The organism is Streptomyces sp. NPDC048473 (genome assembly GCF_043200155.1).
Lineage (GTDB): Bacteria > Actinomycetota > Actinomycetes > Streptomycetales > Streptomycetaceae > Streptomyces.
Genome location: NZ_JBICXE010000008.1, coordinates 176,259 through 202,033 on the forward strand (window position 1 = coordinate 176,259; position 25,775 = coordinate 202,033).

16 protein-coding genes are annotated in these 25,775 nt (G+C 70.3%); 2 read left to right on the forward strand and 14 right to left on the reverse strand.

Annotation, left to right across the window (positions count from 1 at the left end; genetic code table 11):
* Window positions 1–19 precede the first annotated feature (19 nt).
* Window positions 20–775, forward strand: a complete 756-nt coding sequence (locus tag ACGFU7_RS16745; protein WP_393696438.1) for a dienelactone hydrolase family protein — start codon at window positions 20–22, stop codon at window positions 773–775.
* Window positions 776–920: 145 nt separating this feature from the next.
* On the forward strand, window positions 921–2,798 hold the full coding sequence (locus ACGFU7_RS16750) for a transketolase (protein WP_393696439.1): 1,878 nt from the start codon (window positions 921–923) through the stop codon (window positions 2,796–2,798).
* A gap of 71 nt (window positions 2,799–2,869) precedes the next feature.
* On the opposite strand, the gene ACGFU7_RS16755 is transcribed toward ACGFU7_RS16750, so the two are convergent.
* The 14 genes from ACGFU7_RS16755 to ACGFU7_RS16820 form a co-directional block, all read right to left on the reverse strand.
* Window positions 2,870–3,760, reverse strand: a complete 891-nt coding sequence (locus ACGFU7_RS16755) for a peptidoglycan-binding protein (protein WP_393696441.1) — start codon at window positions 3,758–3,760, stop codon at window positions 2,870–2,872.
* Window positions 3,760–5,325: a DUF6519 domain-containing protein gene (locus tag ACGFU7_RS16760; protein ID WP_393696443.1), complete on the reverse strand. Its 1,566-nt coding sequence runs from the start codon at window positions 5,323–5,325 to the stop codon at window positions 3,760–3,762. The genes ACGFU7_RS16755 and ACGFU7_RS16760 overlap by 1 nt, the downstream gene beginning before the upstream one ends.
* 56 nt (window positions 5,326–5,381) lie before the next feature.
* Window positions 5,382–7,541 (reverse strand): hypothetical protein, encoded by a 2,160-nt coding sequence (locus ACGFU7_RS16765; protein ID WP_393696445.1) that lies wholly within the window; start codon window positions 7,539–7,541, stop codon window positions 5,382–5,384.
* Entirely contained in the window at window positions 7,541–11,389 is a 3,849-nt protein-coding gene (locus ACGFU7_RS16770; protein ID WP_393696447.1) for a putative baseplate assembly protein, read from the reverse strand. Before ACGFU7_RS16770 ends, ACGFU7_RS16765 begins: the two co-directional genes overlap by 1 nt.
* Window positions 11,390–11,522: 133 nt before the next feature.
* Window positions 11,523–14,663: a putative baseplate assembly protein gene (locus ACGFU7_RS16775; protein ID WP_393696449.1), complete on the reverse strand. Its 3,141-nt coding sequence runs from the start codon at window positions 14,661–14,663 to the stop codon at window positions 11,523–11,525.
* On the reverse strand, window positions 14,660–15,046 hold the full coding sequence (locus ACGFU7_RS16780; RefSeq protein WP_393696451.1) for a GPW/gp25 family protein: 387 nt from the start codon (window positions 15,044–15,046) through the stop codon (window positions 14,660–14,662). The genes ACGFU7_RS16775 and ACGFU7_RS16780 overlap by 4 nt, the downstream gene beginning before the upstream one ends.
* Complete coding sequence (locus ACGFU7_RS16785; protein ID WP_393696453.1) at window positions 15,043–15,408, reverse strand: hypothetical protein; 366 nt, start codon at window positions 15,406–15,408, stop codon at window positions 15,043–15,045. The genes ACGFU7_RS16780 and ACGFU7_RS16785 overlap by 4 nt, the downstream gene beginning before the upstream one ends.
* A gap of 19 nt (window positions 15,409–15,427) precedes the next feature.
* On the reverse strand, window positions 15,428–15,958 hold the full coding sequence (locus ACGFU7_RS16790; protein WP_393696455.1) for a phage baseplate assembly protein V: 531 nt from the start codon (window positions 15,956–15,958) through the stop codon (window positions 15,428–15,430).
* Between the two features lie 42 nt (window positions 15,959–16,000).
* A complete protein-coding gene (locus tag ACGFU7_RS16795; RefSeq protein WP_393696457.1) occupies window positions 16,001–17,140 on the reverse strand; it encodes a hypothetical protein in 1,140 nt (379 codons plus the stop codon).
* On the reverse strand, window positions 17,133–17,504 hold the full coding sequence (locus ACGFU7_RS16800) for a hypothetical protein (protein ID WP_393696459.1): 372 nt from the start codon (window positions 17,502–17,504) through the stop codon (window positions 17,133–17,135). The genes ACGFU7_RS16795 and ACGFU7_RS16800 overlap by 8 nt, the downstream gene beginning before the upstream one ends.
* Window positions 17,505–17,513: 9 nt before the next feature.
* Window positions 17,514–18,200: a hypothetical protein gene (locus ACGFU7_RS16805; protein WP_393696461.1), complete on the reverse strand. Its 687-nt coding sequence runs from the start codon at window positions 18,198–18,200 to the stop codon at window positions 17,514–17,516.
* Complete coding sequence (locus ACGFU7_RS16810; RefSeq protein ID WP_393696463.1) at window positions 18,197–18,787, reverse strand: hypothetical protein; 591 nt, start codon at window positions 18,785–18,787, stop codon at window positions 18,197–18,199. Before ACGFU7_RS16810 ends, ACGFU7_RS16805 begins: the two co-directional genes overlap by 4 nt.
* A gap of 28 nt (window positions 18,788–18,815) precedes the next feature.
* Window positions 18,816–25,484 carry a DUF4157 domain-containing protein gene (locus ACGFU7_RS16815; protein WP_393696465.1) on the reverse strand — a complete coding sequence of 2,223 codons (6,669 nt, stop codon included), beginning with the start codon at window positions 25,482–25,484 and terminating at the stop codon, window positions 18,816–18,818.
* Complete coding sequence (locus tag ACGFU7_RS16820) at window positions 25,481–25,771, reverse strand: hypothetical protein (protein ID WP_393696466.1); 291 nt, start codon at window positions 25,769–25,771, stop codon at window positions 25,481–25,483. Before ACGFU7_RS16820 ends, ACGFU7_RS16815 begins: the two co-directional genes overlap by 4 nt.
* Window positions 25,772–25,775: the final 4 nt, after the last annotated feature.

The following is a 25,775-nucleotide window of genomic DNA, read 5'->3' on the forward strand; positions in this document are numbered from 1 at the left end:
ACGAGAGAAGAGAACGCCCATGACTGCCGTGCGCGGAACATCCGTGGACATTCCCACACAGGACGGCACCGCCGACGCCTACCTGGCCCACCCCGACGACGGAAGTCCCCACCCCGGGGTCCTGCTCTACCCGGACGCCTTCGGACTCCGTCCTCACCTGAGGCAGATGGCCGACCGCCTCGCCGAAGCCGGCTACACCGTCCTGGCCCCCAATGTCTTCTACCGCCATGGGCGAGCGCCGGTGGTCGAGCTGCCCGACTTCATCGACCCGGCCCGACGCCCGGAGATCTTCGAGCGTCTCGGCCCGATCATGCAGTCACTGACACCCGATCTCGCGATGCGCGACGCCGACGCCTACCTGAGCTGGCTGACCGCCTCGCCCCTGACCACTGACGGGCCGGTCGGTATCACGGGCTACTGCATGGGCGCCGGCCTTGCCCTGCGTACCGCCGGCACCTACCCGGAGCGGGTGGCGGCCATGGCCGGCTTCCACGGTGGGCGGCTGGCCACCGACTCTGCCGACAGCCCGCACCTGGTCGCCGACCGGATCACCGCGGAGCTGTATTTCGGCCACGCCGACCAGGACCCCTCGCTGCCCCCCGAGCAGATCAACCGCCTCGACGAGGCCCTCACCGCAGCGGGCGTGCGCCACCGCAGCGAGGTCTACGCCGGCGCGCACCACGGCTTCACCCAGGCCGACACCGCTGCATACGACAGCACGGCGGACGACCGCCACTGGAAAGCACTGATGGCGCTCCTGGACCGCACCCTCTGACCGGCACGCGTTCAGATCGCGGCCACCGCATCACGGACATACGGTCGGCAAGGGCACAGGCGCCCCACGCAGCCTCTGCGCGCGGCCCGCGAGCCGGCAGCCGTCGACGACCGGATCAGAACGCAGGACACGAGAGGAAGCCGCGATGTCGGTCGAGAACACCCCCACTGTCTCCCTCGGGCCCGACAGCGGCCTGGACCAGGTCTTTCAGCTGGCTCAGCAGCTGCGCGTGGACTCCGTTCGCGCCAGCACCGCCGCCGGTTCCGGGCACCCCACCTCCAGCCTGTCCGCCGCGGACCTGATGGCCGTACTCATGGCACGCCAACTGCGCTACGACTGGCAGAACCCGAAGAACCCGGCCAACGACCACCTGATCTTCTCCAAGGGGCACGCCTCCCCCCTGCTGTACGCGATGTTCCTCGCCGCCGGTGCGATCGACGAAGAGGAACTGATGACCACCTACCGCCGCAACGGCGCTCGACTGCAGGGCCACCCCACTCCGGTCCTGCCCTGGGTGGATGCGGCCACCGGCTCCCTGGGCCAGGGCATCGCCTACGGCGTCGGCATCGCGCTGGCCGGACGGGACCTGGAACACCAGCCGTACCGCGTGTGGGTGCTGTGCGGCGACAGCGAAATGGCCGAAGGGTCGGTGTGGGAAGCCCTGGACAAGGCAGGCCGCCACCGGTTGGCCAACTTCATCGTGATCATCGACGTCAACCGCCTCGGCCAGCGCGGCCCCACGGAGCTGGGCTGGGACACCGGCGCCTACGCCCGCCGCGCCGAAGCCTTCGGCTGCCGCGCCCTCGTCGTCGACGGCCACGACCTCGTGGCCGTCGAACAAGCCCTGGCCGCCGCGGACGACGGGCAGGCCCCCACCGTCATCGTCGCCAAGACCATCAAGGGGCAGGGCGTCTTCGAGGTCGCGGACGCCGAGGGCTGGCACGGCAAGCCACTGCCCGACGATCTTGCCGCACGCGCCATCACCGAACTGGGCGGCGTACGCCACCTCACCGTCCGCGGCCCCCAGCCTCCCGCCGCCACCCCAAGCACCCCGGCCGCTCCCGTGGAGGTGTCGCTGCCGCGCTTCGAGGTCGGCGAAACCGTCGCCACCCGTGTCGCCTTCGGCAAGGCGCTCGCCGCGATCGGGGCCCGGCCCGACATCGTGGCCCTGGACGCGGAGGTGGGCAACTCCACCCACACGGAGGACTTCGGCAAGGCACACCCAGAGCGGTACTTCCAGATGTACATCGCTGAACAGCAGATGATCGCCGGCGCGGTGGGTATGGCCGTACGCGGCTACCGCCCCTACGCCACCACGTTCGCCGCCTTCCTCACCCGGGCCCATGACTTCATCCGTATGGCGGCCGTCTCCCAGATTTCCATGAGTCTGTGCGGGACCCACTGCGGTGTCGAGATCGGCGCGGACGGCCCCTCCCAGATGGGCCTGGAAGACCTCGCCATGATGCGCGCCGTCCACGGCTCCACCGTGCTCTACCCCAGCGACGCCACATCCGCTGCCGCTCTGACCGCCGCCATGGCCTACCTGGACGGCATCTCCTACCTGCGCACCACCCGGGGCGCCTACCCCGTCCTGTACGCCTCCGACGAGAACTTCCCCGTCGGCGGGTCCAAGACCCTGCGCGCGAGCGACAGCGACAAGGTCACCCTCATCGGCGCCGGCGTCACCCTCCACGAATGCCTCGCCGCCGCCGACCGGCTGGCCGCCGAGAACATCCCCGTCCGGGTTGTCGACCTGTACTCCGTCAAGCCCCTGGACCTCGACATGCTCGCCCGCGCAGCCCAGGAAACCGGCGCACTGGTCGTCGTCGAGGACCACCATCCCGAAGGCGGCATCGGCGAGGCCGTGCTGTCCGCACTCGCCTCGCAGCGGCTGGCTCCCGCAGTCGTCCACCTCGCCGTGCGCAACCTGCCGGGCTCCGGAACCGCTTCCGAACTCCTCGACACCGCAGGCATCTCACGCACCCACATCGTCCGAACCGCCCGAGACCTCGCCGCCCGCTGAGCGCTGTCGCCGCGGGCGGCGACGAGAGTGGTGGCCTTCCGTACGGGCCCTTCCGGCAAGCGGACTGCCGGTCAGGACGCCGGCACCTTCAGCCTGTCCCAGCTGGCCTTCCCCGGTACTCCGTCCGCATCCTTGCCCCGGTAGCCCAGCTTGTGCTGCCACGCCGCGTAGGACTTGCGGTCCGCGTCGGTCCACTCGGGGCCCGGGCCCTGCTCGTAACGGCCGCAGCCCTCCGCGACCAGGCGCTTGCCCATGGCGGTGATCAGCTTGTCGTGGCGGCCGGTCCGGAAGAAGGCCGAGCCGGGGAACGGCTCGTACGCGGGGTGCGGCTTGGTCGGCGGCTTCGGGCTTGTGCCACCGCCCGGCTTGTTGCTCCGCAGGCGGTCGGCTATGCGGGAGCGCATGCCGTCCATCGTGAAGCCGCGCGGGTCCTGCTTGCCCGGCTGCCACTCCTTGTGGCCGATGACGGAACGCTCGCTCCAGCCGTGAGCCCGGCATATCGCGGCCGAGACCTTCTCGATGGCCTCCTTCTGGGCCTCGGGCCAGGGGTCCTTGCCGTTGCCGAGGTTGATGCACTCGAAGCCGTAGAAATGGCGGTTGCCGTCCGTGTCGGCCTCGTTGTCCGGCGGCAGCTTCGTCTCGTTGACGACGGCGCGCAGGACATCGCCGTCGCCGAGGCCCGCGTGGTTGGCGCGGCCGTTGCCGACCATGTGGACGTGGCCCTTCTTGTCGATCACGCCGTGGCACAGGGGGCCGGGCAGGCCCGAGTAGCCGTCGTAGCAGATGTCCACGGACGCGTCGGTGCCCGAAGTGACGGTGTGGTGGATCACCACGCCGTTCATCGGGCCCCACGGACCCTTCGAATTACGGTTGTGCGTACGCCAGCTGCGTACCTCATGGACGGTCAGACCCTCCGCGCGCAGGATCTCCACCAGCTTGGACGCGCTCAGTGGCTTGGCCATCACTTGTCTCCTTCCACTGCGGTTTCCGCCTCTGCCGTGGTCTGTGACCGGGGCCCCGCCGGGGCGTCCTGCGTGGTCTCCGCCGCGTGCTCCTCTTCGGCCGCGAGCGCTTCCGCGGCGAGCGTCGCCTTGTCCGCGGCCGGGATGCCGTACCCGAGCGGGTCGAAGACGAGCCTCAGGTCGACGGGGGCGTCCTCGCCCTTCACCAGGGCCAGCGGCGCGAAATGCCGTGCGATGCCCGCGGGGGCCTGGAGCAGCGGCTTGCGCGCGTCGTTCGTGGGCCACTCGACGCTGCCGGTCGCGGTGCGGGCCGCGATGATCCAGTGGTCGCCGGTGCGGTAGGTGCCGCCCTTGGCGAAGTACACCTCGACGCCGTCCTCAAGAGGCAGCCATGCGCCCTCCTCGACACCGATCGCTCCCTCCCGCAGGCCGGCTGTGCGGCCCTGGCGCCTGGGCCCCGCCCGGTGGTCCCAGCGGCGCAGGAACGGGTGCAGGTGGGGCAGCCGTCCCACGCCCGGCTCGGGCTCGGCGGACAGCCGCACCCGGCGGCCCGGCAGGTCCAGCTCCTCGACCCGCAGCAGGGGGAGGGCCTCCAGACGCGAGGCGTACGCGGTGTCGGTGAACTCCACCTGGTCGCCCACGTCCAGATCCAGCTTGTCGTCCTGGCCGAGGCTCGCCAACTGCACCCAGGTGCCGTCCAGTTCATCCACGGGGAAGACGACCGAGCCGTTCTCGCGCGACCACTTGAACGTGGCGTCCCCGGCCGGGCCCCCGTCATGCACCTCCACCCGGTACAGCTGGTTCTCCGGGCCGCGGTAGCGGGCGTCCGGCTTGACCAGGCACGGGTCCTCGTCCGCGTGGTCGGGCCGCTCGGCGCGGGCCGCGAGATGTGCGGAAGGGGCGCTCTGGCCGATCGCCCACTGGGTGAACTTCTCGCTCACCTGCTCCTTCGACGGGTCACTCTCCTCGATGCCGAGCGCGGCGAGCGTCAGCGCAAGCACCTGCCAGACGACCTTTGCGCGCGCCGCCGTGTCCGGCATCGCCGAGCCGAGCGCCACCTCGCGCAGCGCCGGGTCCTCCGCCGCGCTGACCGAACGCTCCCACACCTTCAGACAGACCACGAAGGGTACTTGGGCGGGCGACGGCAGCCGGTCGCCCGGCTTTTCCGGGTCGCGGAAGCCGTCCGGCTGGTCCCAGTACGTCCAGAACGCGGGCGGCGCGGTGGACTCGGCGTCGTCATCCGCGGCGTCCTCGTCCGGGACTGGCAGTCCGGGCGCGGGCCGGTCCGCGTCGCACAGGATGCCGTCGACGTAGTAGCGGCCGCCATAGATGTTCAGGGTGTCGATGTCGTGCTTGCCGCCCACGTACTGAATACGGAAGCCCGCCGCGTCGCGCGGGGCGCCGTGCCGGCCGATCAGGTCAGCGGCGAGCGCGCGCACCCGGTGGAGCTCGATCGCGCTCTGCTCGTTGGCGTCGGCGTCGAGCTGGACGCGGCCCTGCTGGGAGATGACCGCGGAATAGTGCCGCTCCGGGCGGAAGGTGGAGCGGGAGAGATCAGCGTGCATGAAGGGGGTCCCCCTGGTTCAGGAATCTGCAGGTTGAGAAGGTCGGCGAGGCGGGCTCAGGTGACGTAGAAGATCCCGGCGTCCGTGCCCGCGGGCGTGTACTGCGCGAGCCGCGCCCGCAGGCTGTCCTCGCGTTGCGGCCGGTACAGGTCGTGGAAGGCGCCCATTTCGGCCCCGTCCTGCGCCCCGCGCCGTATCTCCTGGGCGCACCGGTCCGCCAACTGCCCGTACCAGGGCGTCCCGTAGCGCTCGGACGTGAACAGGGGCCGCACGCGCGAGGCCTCGCCCGGGCCGGCCAGGTCCGGCTGACAGCGGTACCTGCGTGGCGTACGCGAGCCGGCGGGGACGTACGAGAAACGCAGGCAGCCGATACCGCGCCGCGCCACGTGGAGCCGTCCGGTGAAGACGGAGTCCTCCGCGACCGCCACCGCGTGCGTGTGCACCTCGCCGATCACCGTGGTGCGGTGCGCGTGCAGGACGGCGTGGGCGTGCCGGCAGTCCGGGGCGGACAGGGCCGGGCGCTCGATTCCGGTGGCGTCCAGGACGCTGTCGCGGATGTGGATGTCGAGCGGTTCCTCGGACACCTCGTCGCCGATGACCTCGATCGTGCCGAGGACGCTGTCCTCGATCTGCAGGCACGCCGTGGTGCGCTCCAGCACGATGCTCGGCTCCTGCGGCGCGTGCGGATCGCACTCGGGTTCGAGGGACCAGCCGGGTACGAGCGTCGTGTGGCGCACGACAACCGCACCCATCGGGCCCGTCACGTTGATGCCGCGTCCGGCGACGAGCAGTCCGTCGAGGGTGATCCGCGGTCGCTCGCCCGGTTCGCAATCCTCGGACACTGCACGGATGTTGAGCGCGTCAGGACGGTTGCTGTACCAGTCCAGGAGCCGGATCACCGGGCGGGTGCCCTTTGCCGCGCGCAGTTCGAAGCGGTCGCCCGGGTCGAGGTCGAAGTCCAGCTGCTCCTGGTAGGCGCCGCTGTGCGTGATCTCGACGATGCCCTCGGGTCCGCAGGTCCCGGACCGCCGGTCGTGCTGCCACGCCCGGTACGCGTCCATGATCTGCCGGTACGTCTGCCCGGGCCCGACCCGGTAGAGCGCGGCGTCCGGGCGCGGCCGGCGCTCCCGTGCGTATTCACCGCCGCCCATGTCGGCGCCGAACGCGTAGTGGTGGTCGACCCAGACACCCTGCCGGGGCGCGGACCGCGACCCGAACGCGATCCGCCCGAGCTCCGGATCGACGGCGACCTGCCCGCGCTTCGGCCGGTAGCGCCAGTCCGACAGATCGGCCACCACGATGTCCGACGGCGGCACCGGCTTGTCCTCACCGTCGCGCCGGATGACGAAGCTCTTGCCGGGGCCGTAGTAGTCGGCGAGCCGGTCGTGCAGTTGGCGGCGCCGGATGAACGCGGGGACGTTGTCGATCGTCGCGATGTGCGTCGCCGAGGGCTCCGGGACCGGCTTGGTCACCAGCGGGCTGTCGTTGCCGAGGATCGAGAAGGTGTAGAGGTTGCGGGCCCGGTCGATGCAGTACGCGGGTGAGGACGTCAGCGAGTGCGCCCGTAGCCGCCAGACGAAGAGGCCGACCCCGGCGGGAGTCGAACCACCCTGCCTGCGACGGGAGTTTGCGCTCCTGACGTCGACCGAGCGGGCCACCGTCCCGAAGGCGGAACCCGCCAGGTCCAGCGCGGATCCGTCCCGCAGGTCGGCGAGGCGCCCGCGCCGCGAGCGGCCCGCGTTCCCGGACCCGGAGGACCCGGACCCGTACAGCTTGACCGGCTGCTGGTGCGAGACGAGCCGGGACAGCTCGACCGCCCGCGCCGGCCAACCCGCCACCTGCTCGCAGAGCTCTTCCAGCAGGTGCAGCGTGCCCTTGCGGCGCAGGTTCGCGACCGTGGCGGCCACATCGCGGCGCGGCGCGATCGCCTCCGTCAGCGCGGTGGCCGAACTCCCGCTCCGCAGACCGGTGGTGAGGACGCGCTCATAGCCGGGCAGTGTCGAAAAGCCCACGAGGTCGCCGAGGTACGGAAGTACCCAGGGCGCCGCCGTCTCCACGAACAGGTCTTCGTAACTCTGCTCGACCCCGTTGCGTACGACATCGATCTGCTCGGCCATCACCGCGAGCAGGGCGCGCAGCGGTTCGCCCTCCTCGGCGTCCCTGAGGCGGTGCCACGGGGGGAGCAGCTGAGCGAGCCCGTCCGGCTCCCTGGACATCACTTGACCTCCGTCAGAATCAGCGTGTCCGCGGCCTTCGGCGTCAGCAGTACGAGCTGCGCCGGGCAGATGCCGCGGAAGACGAACACCGAACGGCCCTCGGCGAGGCGCCGGGTATCGGTGATGTCGGGGTTGAGGCGCAGGAGTTCGGCGAGCGGCACGCCGTGGCGTGCGCAGACCTCCGACAGGGTCTCGCCGTCCTTCTTGCGCACGGTGTGGATCTTCTCGTCGTACGTCGCCGAGCGCGCCGGGACCGTGGACCTCGGCTCGCCGGGCGTGCCGAGCAGCCGCGTCAGCTGCTGCGCGGTGGCGCCCGCGGCGGCGGATGCGGACACCCCGGTGAAGACATCGACATCCACGTAGTCGACCCCCGGTACCGAATGCGCTGTCGCAAGGACCTCCGAGAGGCGCGCAGGCTCAGCCAACTCCCGTCCCTCGAAACCGAGTCGGCGCAGCAGCGCCTGGCGCAGCCGTGGTTCGACGACCTCCCAGGTGTGGTCGGGCGCGAGCTTCACCTTCGCGGCGATCAGGAGCAGCACCAGCTCGCGTACATCCACCCGGACGGGCAGGCGCGCGTCGCCGTACTCCGTGAGTGAGCCGCGCAGTGTGCGCAGCAGGGCTGAATCCCCGGTGGCATCGGCGATCGGAACGTCGTCCGTGCCCGCGACCGTCACGTGCAGCACGCGCCGTCGCCCGTCGAAGAGCTCACCCGCAACGGCCCGGCCGATCCCGGCTCGGGAGCGCGCGAAGTCCTCGTAGTCGGACACGGACACCAGGCGGTCCAGGGCCGCGACCGCGAGCGGCACGGTGCGCCGGGTCAGCGCCGGCCCGTCCGCGTCCGCGCCGCCCGAGGCCGGGTGCGGATTGGTGACCGATGTGACGCCGAGCGGGCGGGTCATGGCCTGAGTGATGCGCTCCGCCGCCACATTCGCCGCCCTGCCGGTGCCGAAGCGGTATCGGGCGCGAACGTTCTCGTGGCCGCTGGGCAGGCGCGCGCCGTGTACGCCGTCGCCGAACGTCACCGTCGTGCGGCCGTCGCCGGTCGTGCCCGTGATGTAGACCCGCTCGCGCGTCCCGCGCCCCGCCAGGCTGTCGACCGCGTGCCAGAGCAGCCCGTCGACGCGGATCTCCAGGACGGGCGTGGCGCCCAGCGGGGTGTCGGACGCCATCCAGGTGAGCGGCGACTGCCACAACGTGAACGTCTGGTTCGTACGGTCGGCGTCGCCACTGCCGATCGGCTCGGCCCGGCCTTCGCCGTGCGTCGCCCCCACCACATTGCCGAGGACCTTCACCGTCTCGCGCCGGTAGCGGTACGCGAGATCGGTGGTCAGCGTCAGCCTCGTATGGACGTGGTCGCCCGGCAGTTGCGGATCGAGCGCGGGTTCGGCGACCGCGATCACCACGACTTCGGTGGCCTCGACGCCCGCGCCCGAGGTGCCGGGGATGTCGCTGCGCCTGCCGCTGACGACGAGGGTGCGGCCGGGGCGCAGCCCGTCGTACAGCTCGGCCAGTTCCAGCTCGTTGCCGTGCACGTCCTCGCCGAGCGGCTCGTCCGCCATGCGCAGCGGCTCACCCGCGGCGTGCACGGTGGTGTCGCGGATGTGCGAGAGCAGCACGTCCTTGTCGTCCAGCCAGGGGTCGGCGAGGACGAGTTCGGTGCCGCGGCCCGAGATGCCGTAATCGGTGTACGCGGCCGTGCGTACGGCCACGACCTTCGTGGTGACGAGCTTGAATTTCTTGTCGCCGGGGTGGGCGTCGTCGTCGCCCTTGGCGGGCCGCTCGATCGCGACCCAGCTGCCGACGGTGATGCTGTCGTACACGGTGTCCAGCTGCACCACGCGACGGTTGGCAGGGGCCGGCTTCGTGGCGATGACGATCTCCACATTGGGAGCGGTGGTGCCGACCGTGTACCGGAGTGCCACCTCGTACTCGCCGTGCGTGAAATGCACCGGGACGCCCGGGTGGAGGGCGACCTCCTTGGCCGTGCCGTTGTACACGCCGACGTTGATCACGCCGTGCGCGTCCGGGCGCGACACGAAGAGCGTGCGTTCGGGCAGGCCCGAGTGGAGGCGGGCGGTGACGCCCGGCTCCTGGGAGTCGCTGGGGCGGCGGCTCAGCCAGTTCAGCTCGCGGTCCTGGCCGCTGCGGGTGGAGAGCTCGACCTGGCCGGGGCCGAGTGGGAGATTCTCCGGCTGAGGGATGGGGAGAGTCCTGGCGCGCTGGTCGGAGCTGCTGCCCTCGACGTGCTGGAACTCGGCCGTCTGCGGAACCTTGCCCGCGGGGTCGAACACGACGCGCATGGTGGTGAGGACAGCACCGGTCAGGGGCCAGTCGGCGGTGCGGATCACCCGGCCGCGGTCGTCCTGGACCGGCTTCAGGGGAGCCGTCGCCCCGAAGGGGGCGGCTTGTGCGCGCAGGGCGAGCAGCTCACGCAGGAGGTTCGCAGTGCCCGGTACCTCAGCCTGCCGCCAGGCGGGATAGAGGGCGCCAAGGGCCGGGTTGAGGGTTTTGAGCAGGCGGGCCGTGTCCGCGCCCGGGGTGGTGGCGGGCCTGCCGCTCCTCGGGGCGGGAGCCTTTCCGCCCAGGGCGGGGAGGAGGGCTGCGAGGGCCTGGAGCGCGGCCTCCTCCGGGCGGGGGAGCGGGGCGGCCGTCCGCACGGACTCCGGTCGAGGCGGGTCCGTCTCCGGTCGGGGCAGGGCCGGCTCCGGCCGGGACGGGTCTGTCTCCGGTTGGAACGGGGCCAATTCCACTGCCCGCCCGGCAAGTTCGGCCAGTACGGCTTCGAGCCGCGCGAACCACTCGGCCACGTCCTCGTACGGTGTCGCCAGCACCTGCGCCTCGGCGAGGCGGTCCACGGGCTCCTTGAGGGCGGAGGTCAACTGCTCCGGAGTCTTCACTCCGTCGAGACCGTCCCGCAGCGGAGCAAGGACCTGGTCGTCGAAGTCGTCGATCAGACGGCTCACCGGACGCGGGTCGGGGACCTCGGGCGTAGGCGGCTCGTCGCCCGGCTCGCCCGGAGCCAGGGGCTCGGTGGTCCAGCGCCGCACCTCGTCGACGAGTTCCTCGATCGTCGGCGGGGCCGAGCGCTGGAGGCCGATCGCCGTGATCCCGTCGTCGCGGTCGACGCGTACGCGCGAGACGGGAAGGAGCAGCCGCTCGCCCCCCGCTTGCTCACCGAAGACGAACAGCAGCTGATCACCCGTCTGAAGGGAGTTCGCCGTGCCCTCGACGAAGAGTTCGGATCGACGGGCGAGGTCCTGAGGGGTGATCAGGGAGGGGCGCCGGCGGCGGAGCGCCAGTTCGTTCCAGTCCCAGCGGGCCGTCAGGTCCCGGCTGGTCTCGAACGTCTGCGACTCCTCGTCGGCCGACGCGGGGACGCTGTTGCTGCGCGCCCCGCGCGGGATGACCACGGGGAGGGTCTCGGCCCGCGGGTCACGGTCGAGGGTGTACGCGAGATGCGTGCTCGCGGCGACGCCGGGACGCGGCCGGTGACCGACCAGGCGGCCGAGCAGCACCAGCGAGCGATGCTCGTTCGCGGTGCGCAGATAGGCCTCGTCGGCGATCCGCTCGGAGTGGAACGTCAGCAGGTCACCGAGGACGGCGGTCGCGTCGAGGAGGCCGATCGCCGGGTCGTCGGGGGTGCGGACGGTCAGTCTGCCGAGCGCTGGGTAGGCGGGGGACGCAAGCCGGTCGAGCAGGGCGGACAGGAAAGAGCCGTACTCGCCGACGCGGTAGTCGAGGGCGGTGCGGCCCGGCGGGTTGTGCGGCGCGGCGGGCGCCACCCGCTCGTCGTGACCGCCCGCGCAGATACCGGCGCAGCCGCAGTCCGGGGTGAGCTCGTCGCTCATCGGGTACCTCCAGGATTCGCCGCCGCGGGCCGGTGGCGCTGGTCGCGGGCGGCGTGCAGGATGGGGCGCGATGCGGCGCGCCGGCCTGCACGCGGCGTGACGCGGGGGTCGGGTGCGCTTCGCTCGGCCGTGCTCATCGGGCACCCCCAAGGGATATCGCCAGATGGCCGTTCTCCGGCCGGCCGGGGTCGTTGTCGCAGGTGGCGATCTCCAACGGGCCGAGCCGCAGCACGCCGTCCTCCCTCTCTCCTCGGTCCTCTTCGAACAGCCGCTGCAGGCGGCTGACGTGAACGCTTTCCACGCCCTGGACGGCCGCCGCGGCCGCGACCAGCCGGCTGAGCCTGACCGGCTCGCCGAACGTCAGCGCGTCGGGGTGGAAGAAGCCGAGCCGCCCGCCGGCGAGCCGGCCATTGCCGAGCACTCGGTACAGCTCGGCCAGGATCTGCCCCTGCTGGTGCCCGGGCTTCGCGCACACCGACAGCGCGATGTCGAGCGGCACGAGACGCGCGGGCCCCACCACCACGTCGTGGCCGATGCGCCGGTAGGCCTCCAGCGACTGGGCCACCGAATCGAGCAGCACCGGCGCCGGGGCCCCGGTGCCTTCGGCGTCGATCGCGATGTGCGCCTCCTGGACGCTGCCCGTCCAGCGCAGCTCCGCCGCCGCCCTCTGCACCCCGGGCAGGGCCGAGGCGAGGGCCGCGTAGTCGTCGGCGGTCACGGCGCGCAGCCGGGTGCGGCGCAGGTCGAGCGGAGCCAACTGGCGTACCTGCTCCACGGGTTCCGGCTCCGTGCCGCCGACGGCGGGCAGCGGGTTGCGTACCCCGGCCACCGGCGGCGCACCGCCCGTGCCGGCATCGTCGTCATCGCGGAAGAGCACCAGGTGGTTGATGGCCTCCGCGCCCACGTTGCCCACGAGGCCGCCGCCCAGCCTGTAGTGGAGTTCCAGGCGTGAGCCGGGTGCCGGCTTCGCGCCGTGCCGCCCGTCGCCGAACCGCAGCGCGAGCCGTCCGTCGTCCTCCAGCTCACCCACGAAGTGCCGGTCGCGGGGACCGCTTTCGAGCAGATCGCGGAGCGGCGCCCAGCGCAGCTCGCCCTCGTGGAGGCGCACGGCGGGAAGAGCGCGGCGCGGGTCCTGTGTGAGCCCCGTCGAGGCGGAACCCCGCAGGACCGGCTCGTCGGGGTGGAGTCCCTCCGCGTACTCCGGGCCCCAACTGTGCTCGATCTCCCAGGCGATGTCCCCGTCGAGGACCGTACCGGCGCGGGCACGCGCGGTCAGCACCTCGGCGCGGCGCAGCTTGGAGTCGAGCAAACGATCGCTGCGGTACAGGAGTTCACGCAGTGCGCGGACCGGGTGAAGTCGCAGTTCGAGACGGTCGAGGACCTTCAGGCCGTAGATCACGGCCAGTTCGGCGATCTCCTCGTCATCGAGCCCGTCGCGGTCGCGGGCGCTGCGCCACAGCTCCACCAGGCGCTGTTTCACCCGGCCCGGGATGGCGCCGATCCGCTCGGCCTGCCCCGCCGAAACGGCACTGGGGTCGGGGAACGGCACCGCCTGCACCACGGGGGAGCGGCCGAGCAGCGGCCGGAAGCGGGGCGCGATGCCCGGGTAGACGGACTGCGCGAGCAGCGTGCGCAGCGCTGCGGCCTGCGCGTACGCCGTGCCGGGTACGACGCGCTCCTGCCGCCGCCCGGCCAGTTCCAGGCCGAGCCCGGCGCGTACGGTCGCGTCCTCGCCCACAACGTCGAAGAGCTCGCGGATGTCGTCGGCGGTGAGTGCCGCGCCGCACTCCGCCTTGTCCGTAAGGGAGTTGATGAGTTTCGCCGTCGCGTTGCCCTCGTCGGGATCCCAGCAGCCGAACGCGGGAGGGCCGCAGGGGGCCACGCCGGCGGGCGCGGGCGGCACGGTCGCCGTCTCCGGCACAGCGTCCCCGCACCAGTGCAACGTACGGCCGTGGTCGACGAGGACCACGTTGCCCCGCGCCACGCTCACGTCCTCGACCGGGGTGCAGTCGCGTCCGCCGCGCGTGGTCAGGCAGAGCGGGAAGCGCAGCGCGTCCTCGGCCGCCCAGGTGACCTCCAGGACCGGCTGGTCCTCGATGCGGTCGACGCCCGGCGTGACGGACGTGAGGCGCACGGCCTGCCGGTGCGCCGGATCGGCGTCGCCCGGTGTCCCGGTGCGCGGCCCCTTCACCTCCTCCAGGACCAGCAAATCACCCGCTCTCAACCTGAGTCGACGCCCCTCACAGGTCTCCGCGTCACGCCACTCGTCGCGCAGTGTGGCCGATGTGGCGCCCCTCGGCAGGGAGCACACATCGCCGCCCCAGGTCCACAGCCGTATCGTGTTGTGCGCCGCGCGCAGTTCAAGGGGATCACCGGCCGCGACCGGCTCGAAGACCTCCACGGTGCCCCGCTCGGCCAGGTCGGCGAGGTCCCGGTCGTCGATGACCGTCCCGGGCGCGGGGCGGTCATGCGGATCGAGGACGCGTACGTCGACCGATGCGAAGCGGAACGCGCCCGCAGGCAGCGTGTGCTCACCGGCCGCCTCCACGGTCACATACGCGCGGGAGGTACAGCCGTCGTGCATCGCGTAGTCGATGAGCCGCACATGACGGCGTACGGAGACACGGCGGCGCGCGGTGTCGAGATACGCCTCCGTGGCGATCGCGTCCTGCTGATAGCTGATCTGGTCGCCGGTGTACGCGAGCAGCTCGACGAGGGTCATGCCCAGGTCGGCCGGGTTGCGCTCGACCCAGTCGGGCGTGGTGAGCGCCAGGCGGTCCAGGAGGAGCTTGCGGATGGTGTCGTAGTCGCGGGCCGTGTAGTCGACGACCGGCGTCCGGGGGAAGGAGGGTTCTTCCGCCGCCTCGTCCTTGCAGTCGAAAGGCGTGGGGCAGTCGGGCCTGAAGGCGAACGCCGCGCTGTGGTAGCGCCGGTCGAAGCCGCGGAAGGGCTCCGTGCCCGGCCGCCCGTACGGGTCGGTCTCGACCAGGCGCAGCAGGTAGCGGGAGGTGTCTCCGGCCTTGTCGAGCGTGACATACAGACGATCGTCGAGCTCGGGGTCCTCCTCGCGTTCCACGCCGACATCGACGGCCTCGATGCCGGTGATGCGCCGGCCGCCGTCGATGCGTACGTTCTGTGCGCGCAGGCCGTGCGGGGCCTTGCCGAGGAAGGAGACGGTGAGCAGCAGCCCGTCGTCACTCACCTCGACGGCGTCGACTCCGTTGAGCTGCGCCGCCCTTACCTTGGCCCGGCGGGTGGACACGGGACTGGTCACGCCTTGGCCCTCCCTTCGAAGACGTCGTCACGACGGCTCCCCGTGGAGCGCACGGCGTACGACAGAGACACGCGGACGACGTTCTCCTCGCTCACCACGTCGAGGGCCGCCACCTCGATGAGGTCACCGAGCCAGCGCTGCAGCGCCGCCTGCACCGAGAGCTCCAACGCGCTCGCCAGCTCAGGACTGTTGGGCGTGAAGACCAGATCGAGCAGGCCGCAGCCGAAGTCGGGGCGCATCACGCGCTCGCCGGGACTGGTGAACAGCAACTGCTCGATCAGGTCGCGCACATGCTCGTCGCGGTCGGCGTGCGCGGCGCGCCCTCGCCGGTCGACCCGGAACGGAAAGGCGAGGTCGCTGCGGACCCGGGTGCGTGGGTTCATCGGACGGTCACCTCTCGCTGCGCGGGCTGGACGAAGGGCGGGCCCTGCGGTACGAACGCCGCCGTGACGCACTGGGCCGCGGAGGTGTCGAGCAGCACCGGCGTGCCGTCGACCGTGATGCCGGTGGCGTCCGCGGTCCAGCGCACGGCGACACACGGCTCGGGCACGCCGCCGACGGTGTGGGGGCAGCCGACCACGACGTAACTGTGGGCGGCCGTCGCGACGGGCGCGCCATCGATGAGCACGGCCCGGTCCGACGGGCCGGCCGCCGCGGTGGCGCGGCCGCCGTGCGGGCAGCTGATTACGGCACTGGAGCCACCGCCGGGTCCGGCGGTGAGCAGATTCCCGGTTGTCCCGGACATCCTGTTGATCCCCCGTTTTCTATCGCTTGGCGGCCATGGTCAACTGGCCTTTGTTGATGGTCACTTCCTTGCCGCGCAGGATGACCTCGGCGCCGTCGCCGGTCGCGATGACCACGGCTTCCTTGGTGATGCGGATGTAGGCGCCGCCCTGGGCCTGGAACAGAATCCCTTGCTCGGGCGCGTCGCTCATCACGATCTTGTGATTGCCCGGCGTCTGGACGACGACCGGCTTGTTCGGTGAGTTCTGCTGCACGGCGGTGCGCGCGTCCGGTGGCAGCTCGGCCTCGGACCCGTACCAGCACCCCGTCCACACCGGGAAGCTCGGATCGCCCTGCTCGAACTCGACCCACACGCCCGCGCCCGGCGGCGGCACCACGAACTGGCCCGCCTGCGGCCCGGTGAAGGGGAGGCAGGGCAGCGCCCACGTCGACGGCTCATCGCCCAGGACGTCCGGGACCTCGACCGTGACCCGGCCGATGTGCAACGGGTCGTTGTTGTCCACGACTCGGCCACGGAACTTGCCGAGGTAGCGATTGCTGGGTGCCGCCATGCTGAACTGCTCCTGCTCTGTGGGATGTTGCCCGGTGAAGCGTCAGGGCCGGACGTAGGGGCTTCGTGCTTCGAGTCCTTCTCGCGAGAGGGTGAAGTTCTGCTGGAAGGAGCCCGGCCGCAGGTTGTGCGTCACGGACTTGACGTAGTAGTCGCCGTCGTACGCACGCCCGGAGCCGCGCACGCCGACCAGCTGGCGCGGCTGCAGGATGTAGCCGTGCCGGTTGACGTCGAGCGACCCCGACCCGGAGATGACATCGGCGGACACGGCCGCGCGCGCGAGCAGCTCGGCCTCGGCCGCCTCGCGTTGCTGTTTCGCGGTGCCGGAGAGCGTCCTGCGCTTGAGCGCGGGGGTGGCCCGCTTGCCGAGGGGCGGGCGCAAGGGGCTGATGACCGGCTGGGGGAGCAGGGTGGACTGCCGGGTCCCAGGGTCCTGCCAGCGCGCCTGCGGCTCCTCGCGGGCCGTTCCGTCGTACGCGAACGTCAGCTGGTCGACCGTGGAGTTGGCGTCCATGTTGACGTTGAGGGCGTGCTGGCGGATGCCGAGGCGGACCTCGGGACCCCAACGGGCCGACGACTGACCGGGGGCCGGGCCCGGATCCAGATAGAAGGTGTACCCGTTGGCCCGGGCCAGCTCGGTCACGTACTGCAGATCGGTGCCCGTCTGGTAGTGCACACGCAGGTTCTGGTGCGGCGGCTGGGAGATCTTCTCCGTGTACACGTCCGGCCGGATGCCGTAGTCCGAGTAGCGGCGAAGGATCGCGAGCACACGTTCGGACGGGGGCAGGTTGGGATAACGGTCCGTGCGCTCCTCCAGGTCCATGAGCAGTGTCAGGTCCTCGCCGGTGACGGTCAGGGTGGAGTGTCCCGGCTGGTTGCTGGTGCCTACTTCCTGACGCACGATCAGCCCGTCGAAGAGGACCTCGGGAGTGCCTTTGACCGTGACAGTGACGATGACTCGGGTCTTCGGATCGAAGAACCCCTCGGGGAGCAGAGTGCGGCTGATGAGCCCGTTCTTGGTGAGATCGAACGCGAGCTGGAACCCGCTCCGCTCACCCGCGGTCGCGGTGATCTGCGCCGAGAGGAGCGCCTCGGCCACTTCGGCGGGGACCGGCCGGGCCAGCTGCGGTCCCATGGAGAGGGTGATGTGGACAGGGCCCTGACCCACGGGCAGTTCAGACACGCCGGTCTCCCTGCGGGAAATTACCGGCGAGCGGTATCTCGATCTCGCTGCCGGGGTCGGCGGTGAGTTCGCGCGGGTCGAGAACGGGGTTGGCGTCGGCGATCTGCCACCACTGGCCGGGGTCGCCGAAGTAGCGCCGGCCGAGGAGGTCGGGGCGCTCGCCGGTGCTGACGGTGTGCGGCTGGGTGTCTTCGGCGTCGGCTGCGATCGGGGGCAGCAACCGGCGCTTGGTGTACCGGACTTCGGTGCCGTCCGGCTGCCGGTGCACGCCTGTCTCGGCGTCGTGGTAGCGGCTGGAGCGGGGGTAGGGATGAGCGCCGGGTATCGCGTCCAGAGCGTTCTCGTACGGTTCCGTGCCGGCCATGATGTCCGGTCAGCCCCTTCCCATGCCGATGTCGCCGGGGGTGAGCCCGAGCGTGCCGAAACTTCCCGCCCGGGCGGCGCCGGCCAGCCGCTCCTTCTGCGCGAGGTGCGCGAAGTACAGCTCGGCGCCGCGGTGTCCGGCCGGCAGGTCGCTGACCGTGAGCACCTTCAGGCCGATGCTCAGCGAGGCCCGGATCGGGTTCAGATTCACGTCGAAGGCGGATTCATTGATGGACAGTTCGGTCAGCCGCACGGGCATGACGCGCTTGCTGCCCCACGTGAAGAGGGTCAGCGGCATCTCGATCGGGCTGATCTCGATGGTCCCCTTCTTGGACAGGCGGCTCGCTTCGCGCAGTTGGGCCGAGGTCGGCTGCACCAGCATTTCGAGGACGGCCAGTTGGGGGTGGATCCCGTCCGGCGCGGCAATCTCGAACTGATCGGTGGCGTCGATCTCGGCGGTGAACTTCCAGGTCTCCTGCGCGGGGCCCTTCAGCCGGAGGGCCTCGTTGCGGTCCCCTCCGCTACCGCTTCCTCCTCCGCTGGCATCGCCGCTGCCTCCAGCTGATTGGGGAGCGAGGCTGCGTTCCAGGGTGTCGGGATTGAACTGCAGCACGATGATGCGCTGGGGGGTTCCGCGTTCGGGGTCGACTATGACGATGCCGGAGCGGATGGGCTTGGGTATCTCCCGATAGCTCATGAGTCGATTGCTCCGAACTCATCCAAGATGATCTGGGCGGTATCTTCCAATGGTTCGCTCAGCCCCTCCCGGAGCAGGTCCCTGATGGGATTCACGTACTGGCCCCACGGTTGGTAGGTCGTGGCGATCAAGGCTGCTTCGCACACGTCTTCACGTTCACTCGTCAGGGCGTCGCACACACGCGAAAAGACTTCTTCATTGAATTCCTTGGGGGCGCCAAGGCCCATCCTCAGGATGGCTTCGGGAAGCTCGTCGGGGTCGTTGTTCGTGTCAACCGCCTTCCAGAGTTCTGGGATTCTCCAGGTATCCAGCACGGTCTCCGTCATCCCAACGAACTCGTGCAGTTCGCGGGGGTCTTCGGCTGTGACGACGACATAGGGAAGTCCGGAGAACATGTCTTCGCGATAGTTCAAAGCCGGACCGGATTCTGAGTGCCAGACAACCTGATGGGGAACGCCTTCCTCCTCGTTTTCTGGAATATCTGCATGCCGGAGCAGGCCGAGCCGGGCAGCGAACTCGTCGACAGAGTCTTCGTCGGTGCCGGGGCGCAGGACCATGCGCCGACTCAGGATCAACTTCACGCCCATGAAGGGACTCCTCCGTGCTGGTTTTCCACTAGTTCAGTCCGTAGAATTCATACATTTTCGCTCGAACCTTATCCTTGAGCTGCTGAAGCGTTGTGATCTTTCCTCCTTCGTCCGTCTTGATGTCGAGAGACTTGAGCCACATCTGAATGGCCAAGATCTCGCGATTTGCCGTCTTCTGTCCTCCTTCCAGAGGTTGGTTCGCGAGCGAGGGATTGAAAGAGCCACGCCTCTTGAGCTCACTGTCCAGATCCATCGCATCTCCCACGGCTCCTTGACCCTCCATGGGGAAGAACTTGAGTGCACGGCCCATGTCGAACTCGCCCTGGTTTCCGACTTTCATCTTCTCCAGACTGTCGTTCGGGGAGCTGAATTCGTCCACGCCGGAGATATCCCTACCCTGCGAAGACATCTGGAAGATCATGGCTGCCGTAACGGCGGCTCGCTTGTTCCTGTGCACCTCCTTGCCGAGCATCAGAGCGCCCACGGTGGCCGCATCGGTTCCGACCCTGCCGCCCACGCGTTCGCCACGGGCCATCCTCTCTACGCCGTCCAGGACGTCTGCGGAGTGCTGCGGGTCGCTGAAGATCTTTTCGTCTATTCCCTTCGTCACCCTTCCCTTCTTGCTTACCCTTTCGCGGTACCTGTCTGCTGCGCGATTCTGCTCCTCGGTAGTTCCGTCGCGTTTCGTCGTCGCAACCCTGGACTTCACCAGCCCTCTCTTCGTGAAGCGATCGAGATTTTCCGTTGCCTGCACGATCTCACGAGTCTTCTCGTCGGGCGCCGCTTCGACCGCGGCCTGGCGTCGATCTCGGTCACGGTTCGGCTCCCTGGGGACGTGGTGCGCCACCATGGGGGCAAATCCGTCCGAGTCTCCCCGCTCGGCGGACTCGAAGGCGAATATGTCGTAGGCCTTCTCCTTTGACGAGCCCAGCATCTGCTGTCCGTCTTCCCGCATGAAGCTGGCCAGAGAGCCGAAGCCGACACCCTCCGGGATCTCAAACCTTCGCTGATTTCCGTTCGTTTCCGTTTGCTTGATCCGCGCTGCACCAGCCCTTGTCGCGGGATGCTGGAGTATCTCGTCGGATATCTCGTTCAGCATCTCGATCAGTTCTTGCTCGTCCAGGGTCAACCCTTCGGTAACGTCCACCGAAGGGTTGAGCGTGGCGCGGATTTTGAACCGATCGCCCGTTGACGCATCGAGACTCGTCAGCCGGTAGCGGAGGCTCATGGCGGCGAGCACTGTCCGAAGTACCGAACTCCGCGTCCCTTTTCTCAGCATGCGCTCGATGCGAGGACGGATCCGGGTCACGATCTTCCGAAGGCGCTCCTCTTTGGATTTCTGGGAGTTCTCGTCCTTCTTCCGCTCGTCCTTTTTCTCCTGCTTCGCCTTGACCGGGTCCTTGTCCTTCGGCCTGCCGTCCTGGTGCTTGGAGCGCTTCGGCCTGTCGGACCCCTTGTTGCCGTGCTTGTCCTTCGGCTTCTTGCCGTCGCCCTTGCCGTCCTTGTCCTTGGGCTTGTTGGGCTTGTCGCCGTCCTTGTCGTGCTTGGGCCTTCCCGGGGTGTCCTTGTCGTCGCCCTTCGGCCTGTTGGGGTCCTTGCCGTCGTCCTTCGGTTTGGCGGGACTGTCCCTGTCGTCCTTGGGCCGGCTCGGGGTGTCGTCCTTCGAACGGGGCTTGGCGGTGTCTGGGTCCTGCTTCGACTTCGGCTTCGGTTCCGGGTTCGGCTTGGGCTTGGGGGACGGGGTCGGACGGGTGTCCGGCTTGTCGTCCGTCTTGTCTTTCGGCTTGCTGGGGGCGTTGGTGGTCTTGTCGGTGCCAGTGGGCCTCTTCGGATCCGCACCCTTGCCGGTGGTCGGACGGGCGTTCGGGGCCGCCGTGCTTTTCGGGGCGTTCGGTTCCTGCTCCTTGTCGCCCTTCTTGTCCCCGCTCTTGCCACCCCTGTCGTCCGAACCCTCGGCGCCCGAACTCTTGCCGCCGCCTGGCTTGTCCCCTTTGCCCTTGCCAAGCTTGGCGGCGACACCCTTCAGGCGCTTGCCGACCTTGGCGACGTACTTGCCGATGCCGGTCATCAGCGCCTGGTAGAGGACCTCAAGGAGCGCGACCACCCCCGACGCGACCGCCTTCGCGAAGAGGAGACCCGCGCCGCCGCTTCGGACCAGCTTCAGCCAGTCCAGGACCATGGACAGCGCGCGCAGGATGGCGCTCAGCGCTCCCCACGCCGTACGGATCGCGTCGATCACCGCCATCACCCAGCCCGCGCCGGGGATGAGCTTGGCGACAACCTTCGTCATGACCAGTTCGCCGATGATCAGGGGGAGTTGAGGGACTACCGCGTCCCATGCCTCCTTGACGATCTTGTCCAGCGTGAAGCCGCCGTTGACCAGCTTGTCCAGGATCGCCTTCGGGACGCCGATGATCTCCTGGATCTTGTCCTTGAACCACTGCTTGACGGCCGATGAGACCTCCCGGAAGAGGTGGTTCTTCGCGCCGTCCACCGCCGAGTTCTTGGCGCCGCTCAGCCAGCCGCCGGGGTCGGAGAGGAAGTCGACCGCGATGAGCATCCAGTCGCCGAGCGCGCTGAGCAGCTTCGAGGCGAAGTCCAGGACCGCCTTCACGGCGTCCACGACCGCCTTGACCGCGGCCTGGAGCATCTTCTTGAGGATGTTCAGGATGTCGCTCAGGAGTTTGCCGATGGCGTTCAGCAGGTCGGTGATGATCTGCTTCAGGGCCTTGGCGAGCCGGTTCACCAGGGCGATCGCCGCGGCGATCAGTGAAGTGATCAACTTCCGGATGCTGTTGGCCAGTTCGATGACGGCCCGCACCATGTTCTTCGCCAGCTCGATCAGGTCGTTGATCAGGTTCTTGACCGTGTCGACGATGAACTTGCGCGCCTCGTTGATCCAGCGCTCGACCGTCTCCTTGAAGTGCTTGATGAACCCGACGACCGCGTCCCGCGCCGCTTTGATGACGCGGACGATCGCGTTCTTGATCTCGATGACCTTCTGCTTGATCCAGTCGAAGGCCTTGCTGACCCAGTTGCCCGAGTCCTGGACGCTGGTGTCGCGCTGTTTCTCGGCGTCCTTCTCGGCCTTGGTGTTCTCGTCCTGGATCTTCTTGTCGCCGTCTCCCTTCTCCTTCGTGACGTCCTTGTCGGTCTTCTCCTCCTTGTCCTTGACGTCCTTGCGGACCTTCTCGTGCCGTTCGGTCTTCTTGGTGCCGAGCTTCTTGAGCTCCCCGTCCTGCTCCGTACGCCAGTCGGCACGCTGCGCGGTGACCTCGCTCAGGGCCTTCTCGCGCTCGCCCGCCTGGCTCCTGGTGTTGGTCCCGACCTCCGAGTCGACCTTCTGCTTGTGCTTCTGCTGGGAGTCGCGGAAGTCCCTGTCCTTGGTCTGCCGGCCCTCGGACATGGCCTTCTGGCCCGCGCCGAACGCGGCCTGGAACTGGGGCCCGCGCTCGTGCTCCGCCACCTCGGAAGCAGCCTCGGGCGGTACGGCGCCGGTCCCCGCTCCGCCCTCGGGCGCACCGCCCTTGCCGCCCTGCGCGCCCGGCACCTTCGCCCGCATCTGCTCCTTGGGAGCGTCGGGGTAGACCTGGTCCTCACCCATCGGGCGCCCGGCGTCGTCACGCCCCGTCGCGACGGTCTCCTGGCCCTTGGTGTCAACGGCGGAGCCCTGTTCGCCGGCCGTCTGCTCGGCGTCGCCCTGCATCTGCACGCCGGGCGCGTTGCCCGCCTGGGCCTTCTTGAGCGCCTCGTCCTTCGTCGGCAGCCCGGCGAACTTGGCGGCCAGCTCCTGCGCGTCCACCTCGAAGCCGAGCCAGCTCGCCACCTTGCCCAGGCCGAAGCCCAGGGCCATCTTGAAGGTGTCCCAGCCGCCCGGCTCCTCCGCCTTCTCTGCCTCGATCTGGCCCTCGGGCTCCTTGGCGCCGTTGACCTCGGCCTTCTCCTGCTCCGGAGCCTCGGACTTCTGCGCCGGGTCCTGCGAATACTGGGCCGGGGCGTCGGCCTTCGGCTTGCCCTGCAGGGTCTGCGGCGCACCGGCCGGGCGCGTCATCGAGGGCGGCGCGGCGGCGAGCGCCTTGTGTTCGTCGCCGACCGTGCGGTCCACCGAGCCACCCACACCCGACATGGCCTGAAGCGCCTTGTGGGGCTTGAGCCTGGAAGCCGTGGACAGGCCCGCCTCCGGTGAGACCGTCGACAGGTTCGGGGCGGGACCCGAGTCCTTCTTGCCCTTGGCCGGTGCGGCCGCGCCGCCTCCGCCTCCGCCGCCCCCACCTCGTGACCCCTTCACGGCGGGCGATGCCTTGGGCGCCGCGGCCGCCTTCGAAGCCTTCGGACCCTTCGGTGTCTCCGTGGCCTGTGGCGCGGCCGGAGCCTCGGGTGTCTTGGACGGCTGCCCGGCCGCGGTCTCCTGCGGCGCTGGTGTCCGGTCGTGAGAGCTCTCTGCTGCGCCCCCGTCCGACGTCTCGCCGCGCGCCCCGCTGGTCGCCCCGCCGGGCGTATCCGCGTTGGACCCACCGGACACATGCGTGTCGCGTGCGGGGGAGGGGGATTGCGCCTCCGCCGCCGGCTCGCCCGCGCCCGGCTTCGGCTGCTGCGCCCCGGCCGTCGGCTCGGGCGCCGCCGACCGGCCGGCCACCGCCTGCGGAGAGGCCTTCTCCTGGGCGCCTCCCGACTTGTCGCCCGCGGCAGGAGCGCCCTTCTCCTCCTTGGCGGCGCCCTCCTTGGCGTCGCTGCCCGCCTCGGCGGACCTGCCCGGTGCCTCCTGCACCGTCGTCTGCGCCGCGACGGGTCCGTCCTTCGGATCGGCGCCGCTCTTCGGGTCCCTCGACGCAGTGTCCGCCGCCGGTGGCGCGTCGGCGGCCTGCTCCAGAGCGAGACCGCCCGCCTGCCCCCTGCCGGACGCGGCATCGTCCGCCTCGGCCGACGGCTCCGTGTCGGCGGACGCGGTGGCGCCATCCTCCTCGGGCCCGGCCTCCGCCGCGTCCTCGGTGTCCTCCGCGTCCCGCTCGGCCTGCACCTTGTCGGCCCTGGTCACCGGCGGAGCGGGGAACGACGGTGCTGCGGGTGAAGCGGATGACGACGGGTCGAGGCGGTCCGCGGTCGGCACGCCGGACACATCCAGGTCCTGTTCGGGAAGGAAATCGTCTGCCTGGAGCTTGACGTCCCAGGCGCTGGGCTCGCCGCCCCCGACCTCGACCTCCGACTCACTGCCGGCGCCGAACGGGTCCTCGTCCGCCTTCTCCTGCGGACCGTCGAGATCCTGGTCGCGGACACCGTCGAGCGTGCTGAACGCGCCCGGCAGCTGGGTGTCCTTGCCCGACGTCGCGCCCGAACCTTCCGGCCCCTGCGGCCCCCGCTTGTCCTCCTGCTTCAGCTGCTGACCCGCCACGAGCGGATCGACCGCTCCCGGACGGTTCTTCGCTGCGGACTCCTCCTTGCTCGCGGCCGGGGCGCCCTGCTGGACCGTCCCCTCCTTGCCTTCCTCGGAACCCGCAGCCTTCTTCTCGCCGCCCTGCGGACCGCCGGACGTGGAACTGGCGCCCCCGGACTGCCCTTCCGAGGACGTGGACGCCTGCTGCCGAGGCGCGGCGGCCGGTGGGGCCGACTGCTGCTCCCCGGCGGACGGGCCTTCGTTCCTGCTCCCGTCGGAGCCCGGCTCCCGCCGACTGCTCTCCGGAGCCGTCCCGGTCTGCGCGCTGCCGCCGTTCTGCGGCGTACCGCCGAGCGCGCCCTCAGCGTCAGGCTCGGACTTCTCCGGACCGGGCGCCTCCGCGGGCCGCTGCGCCTCCTCCCACCGCTCCTCGGCCGAACGCCGCTCGCTCTCGCGCTCGAACTCCAGCTCCTCGGCCGCATCCGGCTCGACGGCCGGGGCGTCGTGGGAGTTCAGCTCCAGCTCGTCGTCGGCGCCGAGCCCGTCGTTGCCCTCGATCTCGTCGACGAGGTCAAGGACCCGGTCGTGCTCCGAGCTGAGGAGCCTGCCTTCCAGATGTTCCAGTACGCCTTCCAGCAACTCCTCGGGCAACCGGGCGAGTTGCCTGCGTGTGCGCTTCGAGAGGTCCTCCGGGTCGCCGCGCAGCGAACGTACGACCGAGTTCGTCAGCCGGTCCACGAGGGTCGCCGGATCGATCCGCTCCATCCGGCTGAGGTCCGCGTCGACCGTCGCGTACCTCAGCCAGCCGGGCGTGGCCTGTCCCTCGTCGACCTCCGCCGCCGCGGTGGCCCCGCCCGCCGAAGGACGTACGAGATCCTGCGCGGCCGACTCCGCCTCGCGCTCGATCGCCTGCTGCGGCAGGCTCACCGCGCCGAGGTCGCGCCCGGCCCGCAGCGCCCCGAGGCCGTGCGGGTTCTGCACGGTGTGCAGGAGTTCGTGGGCGAGCAGCCGCTGCCCCTGTGCCGTGCCCGGCAGATAGGCGCCCTCGCTGAAGAAGATGTCCTGGCCGACCGCCACGGCGTCCGCGCCGAGCAGATCGGTGAGCGCACCGGAGTCCCGGTCGGAGTGCAGGCGTACGCGGCTGAAGTCGTGGCCGAGCTGTTCTTCCAACTCCCGGCGTACGCCGAGGTCGAGGGGTTGCCCGGCGCCGCTGACGATGTCCTTCGGCTCGGGTGCACGGGACTTGGCGGCCCGCTCCCTGCGCTTGCGGCGGCGCTGCTCGGCGGCCTGGTCGGCGTGCGCGTCCTGGGTCTGCGATGCGCTCAACGCGTCACCTCCCCACGGCCCGAGAGGCCCGCGTGGACCGCGCGCGCCAGCTCCTGGCCCAGGCGGCGCGCGGACACACCCGCGGGGAGCGGCGGCAGCGCGGACAGGGTGTCCAGAACCAGGCCTCCGTCCGCGGCGATCGGGACGCCTCGTTCGCGTACGAGACGCGTCAACTCCCGCTCGAACGAAGCGGATACGCGCTCCGGGTCCACGCCGAATCCGTCGAGGACCAGTTCGCCGATGTCCACCCGGACCGTGTGCGGCTGCCGCTGTTCTGCTGCGCGCACACTC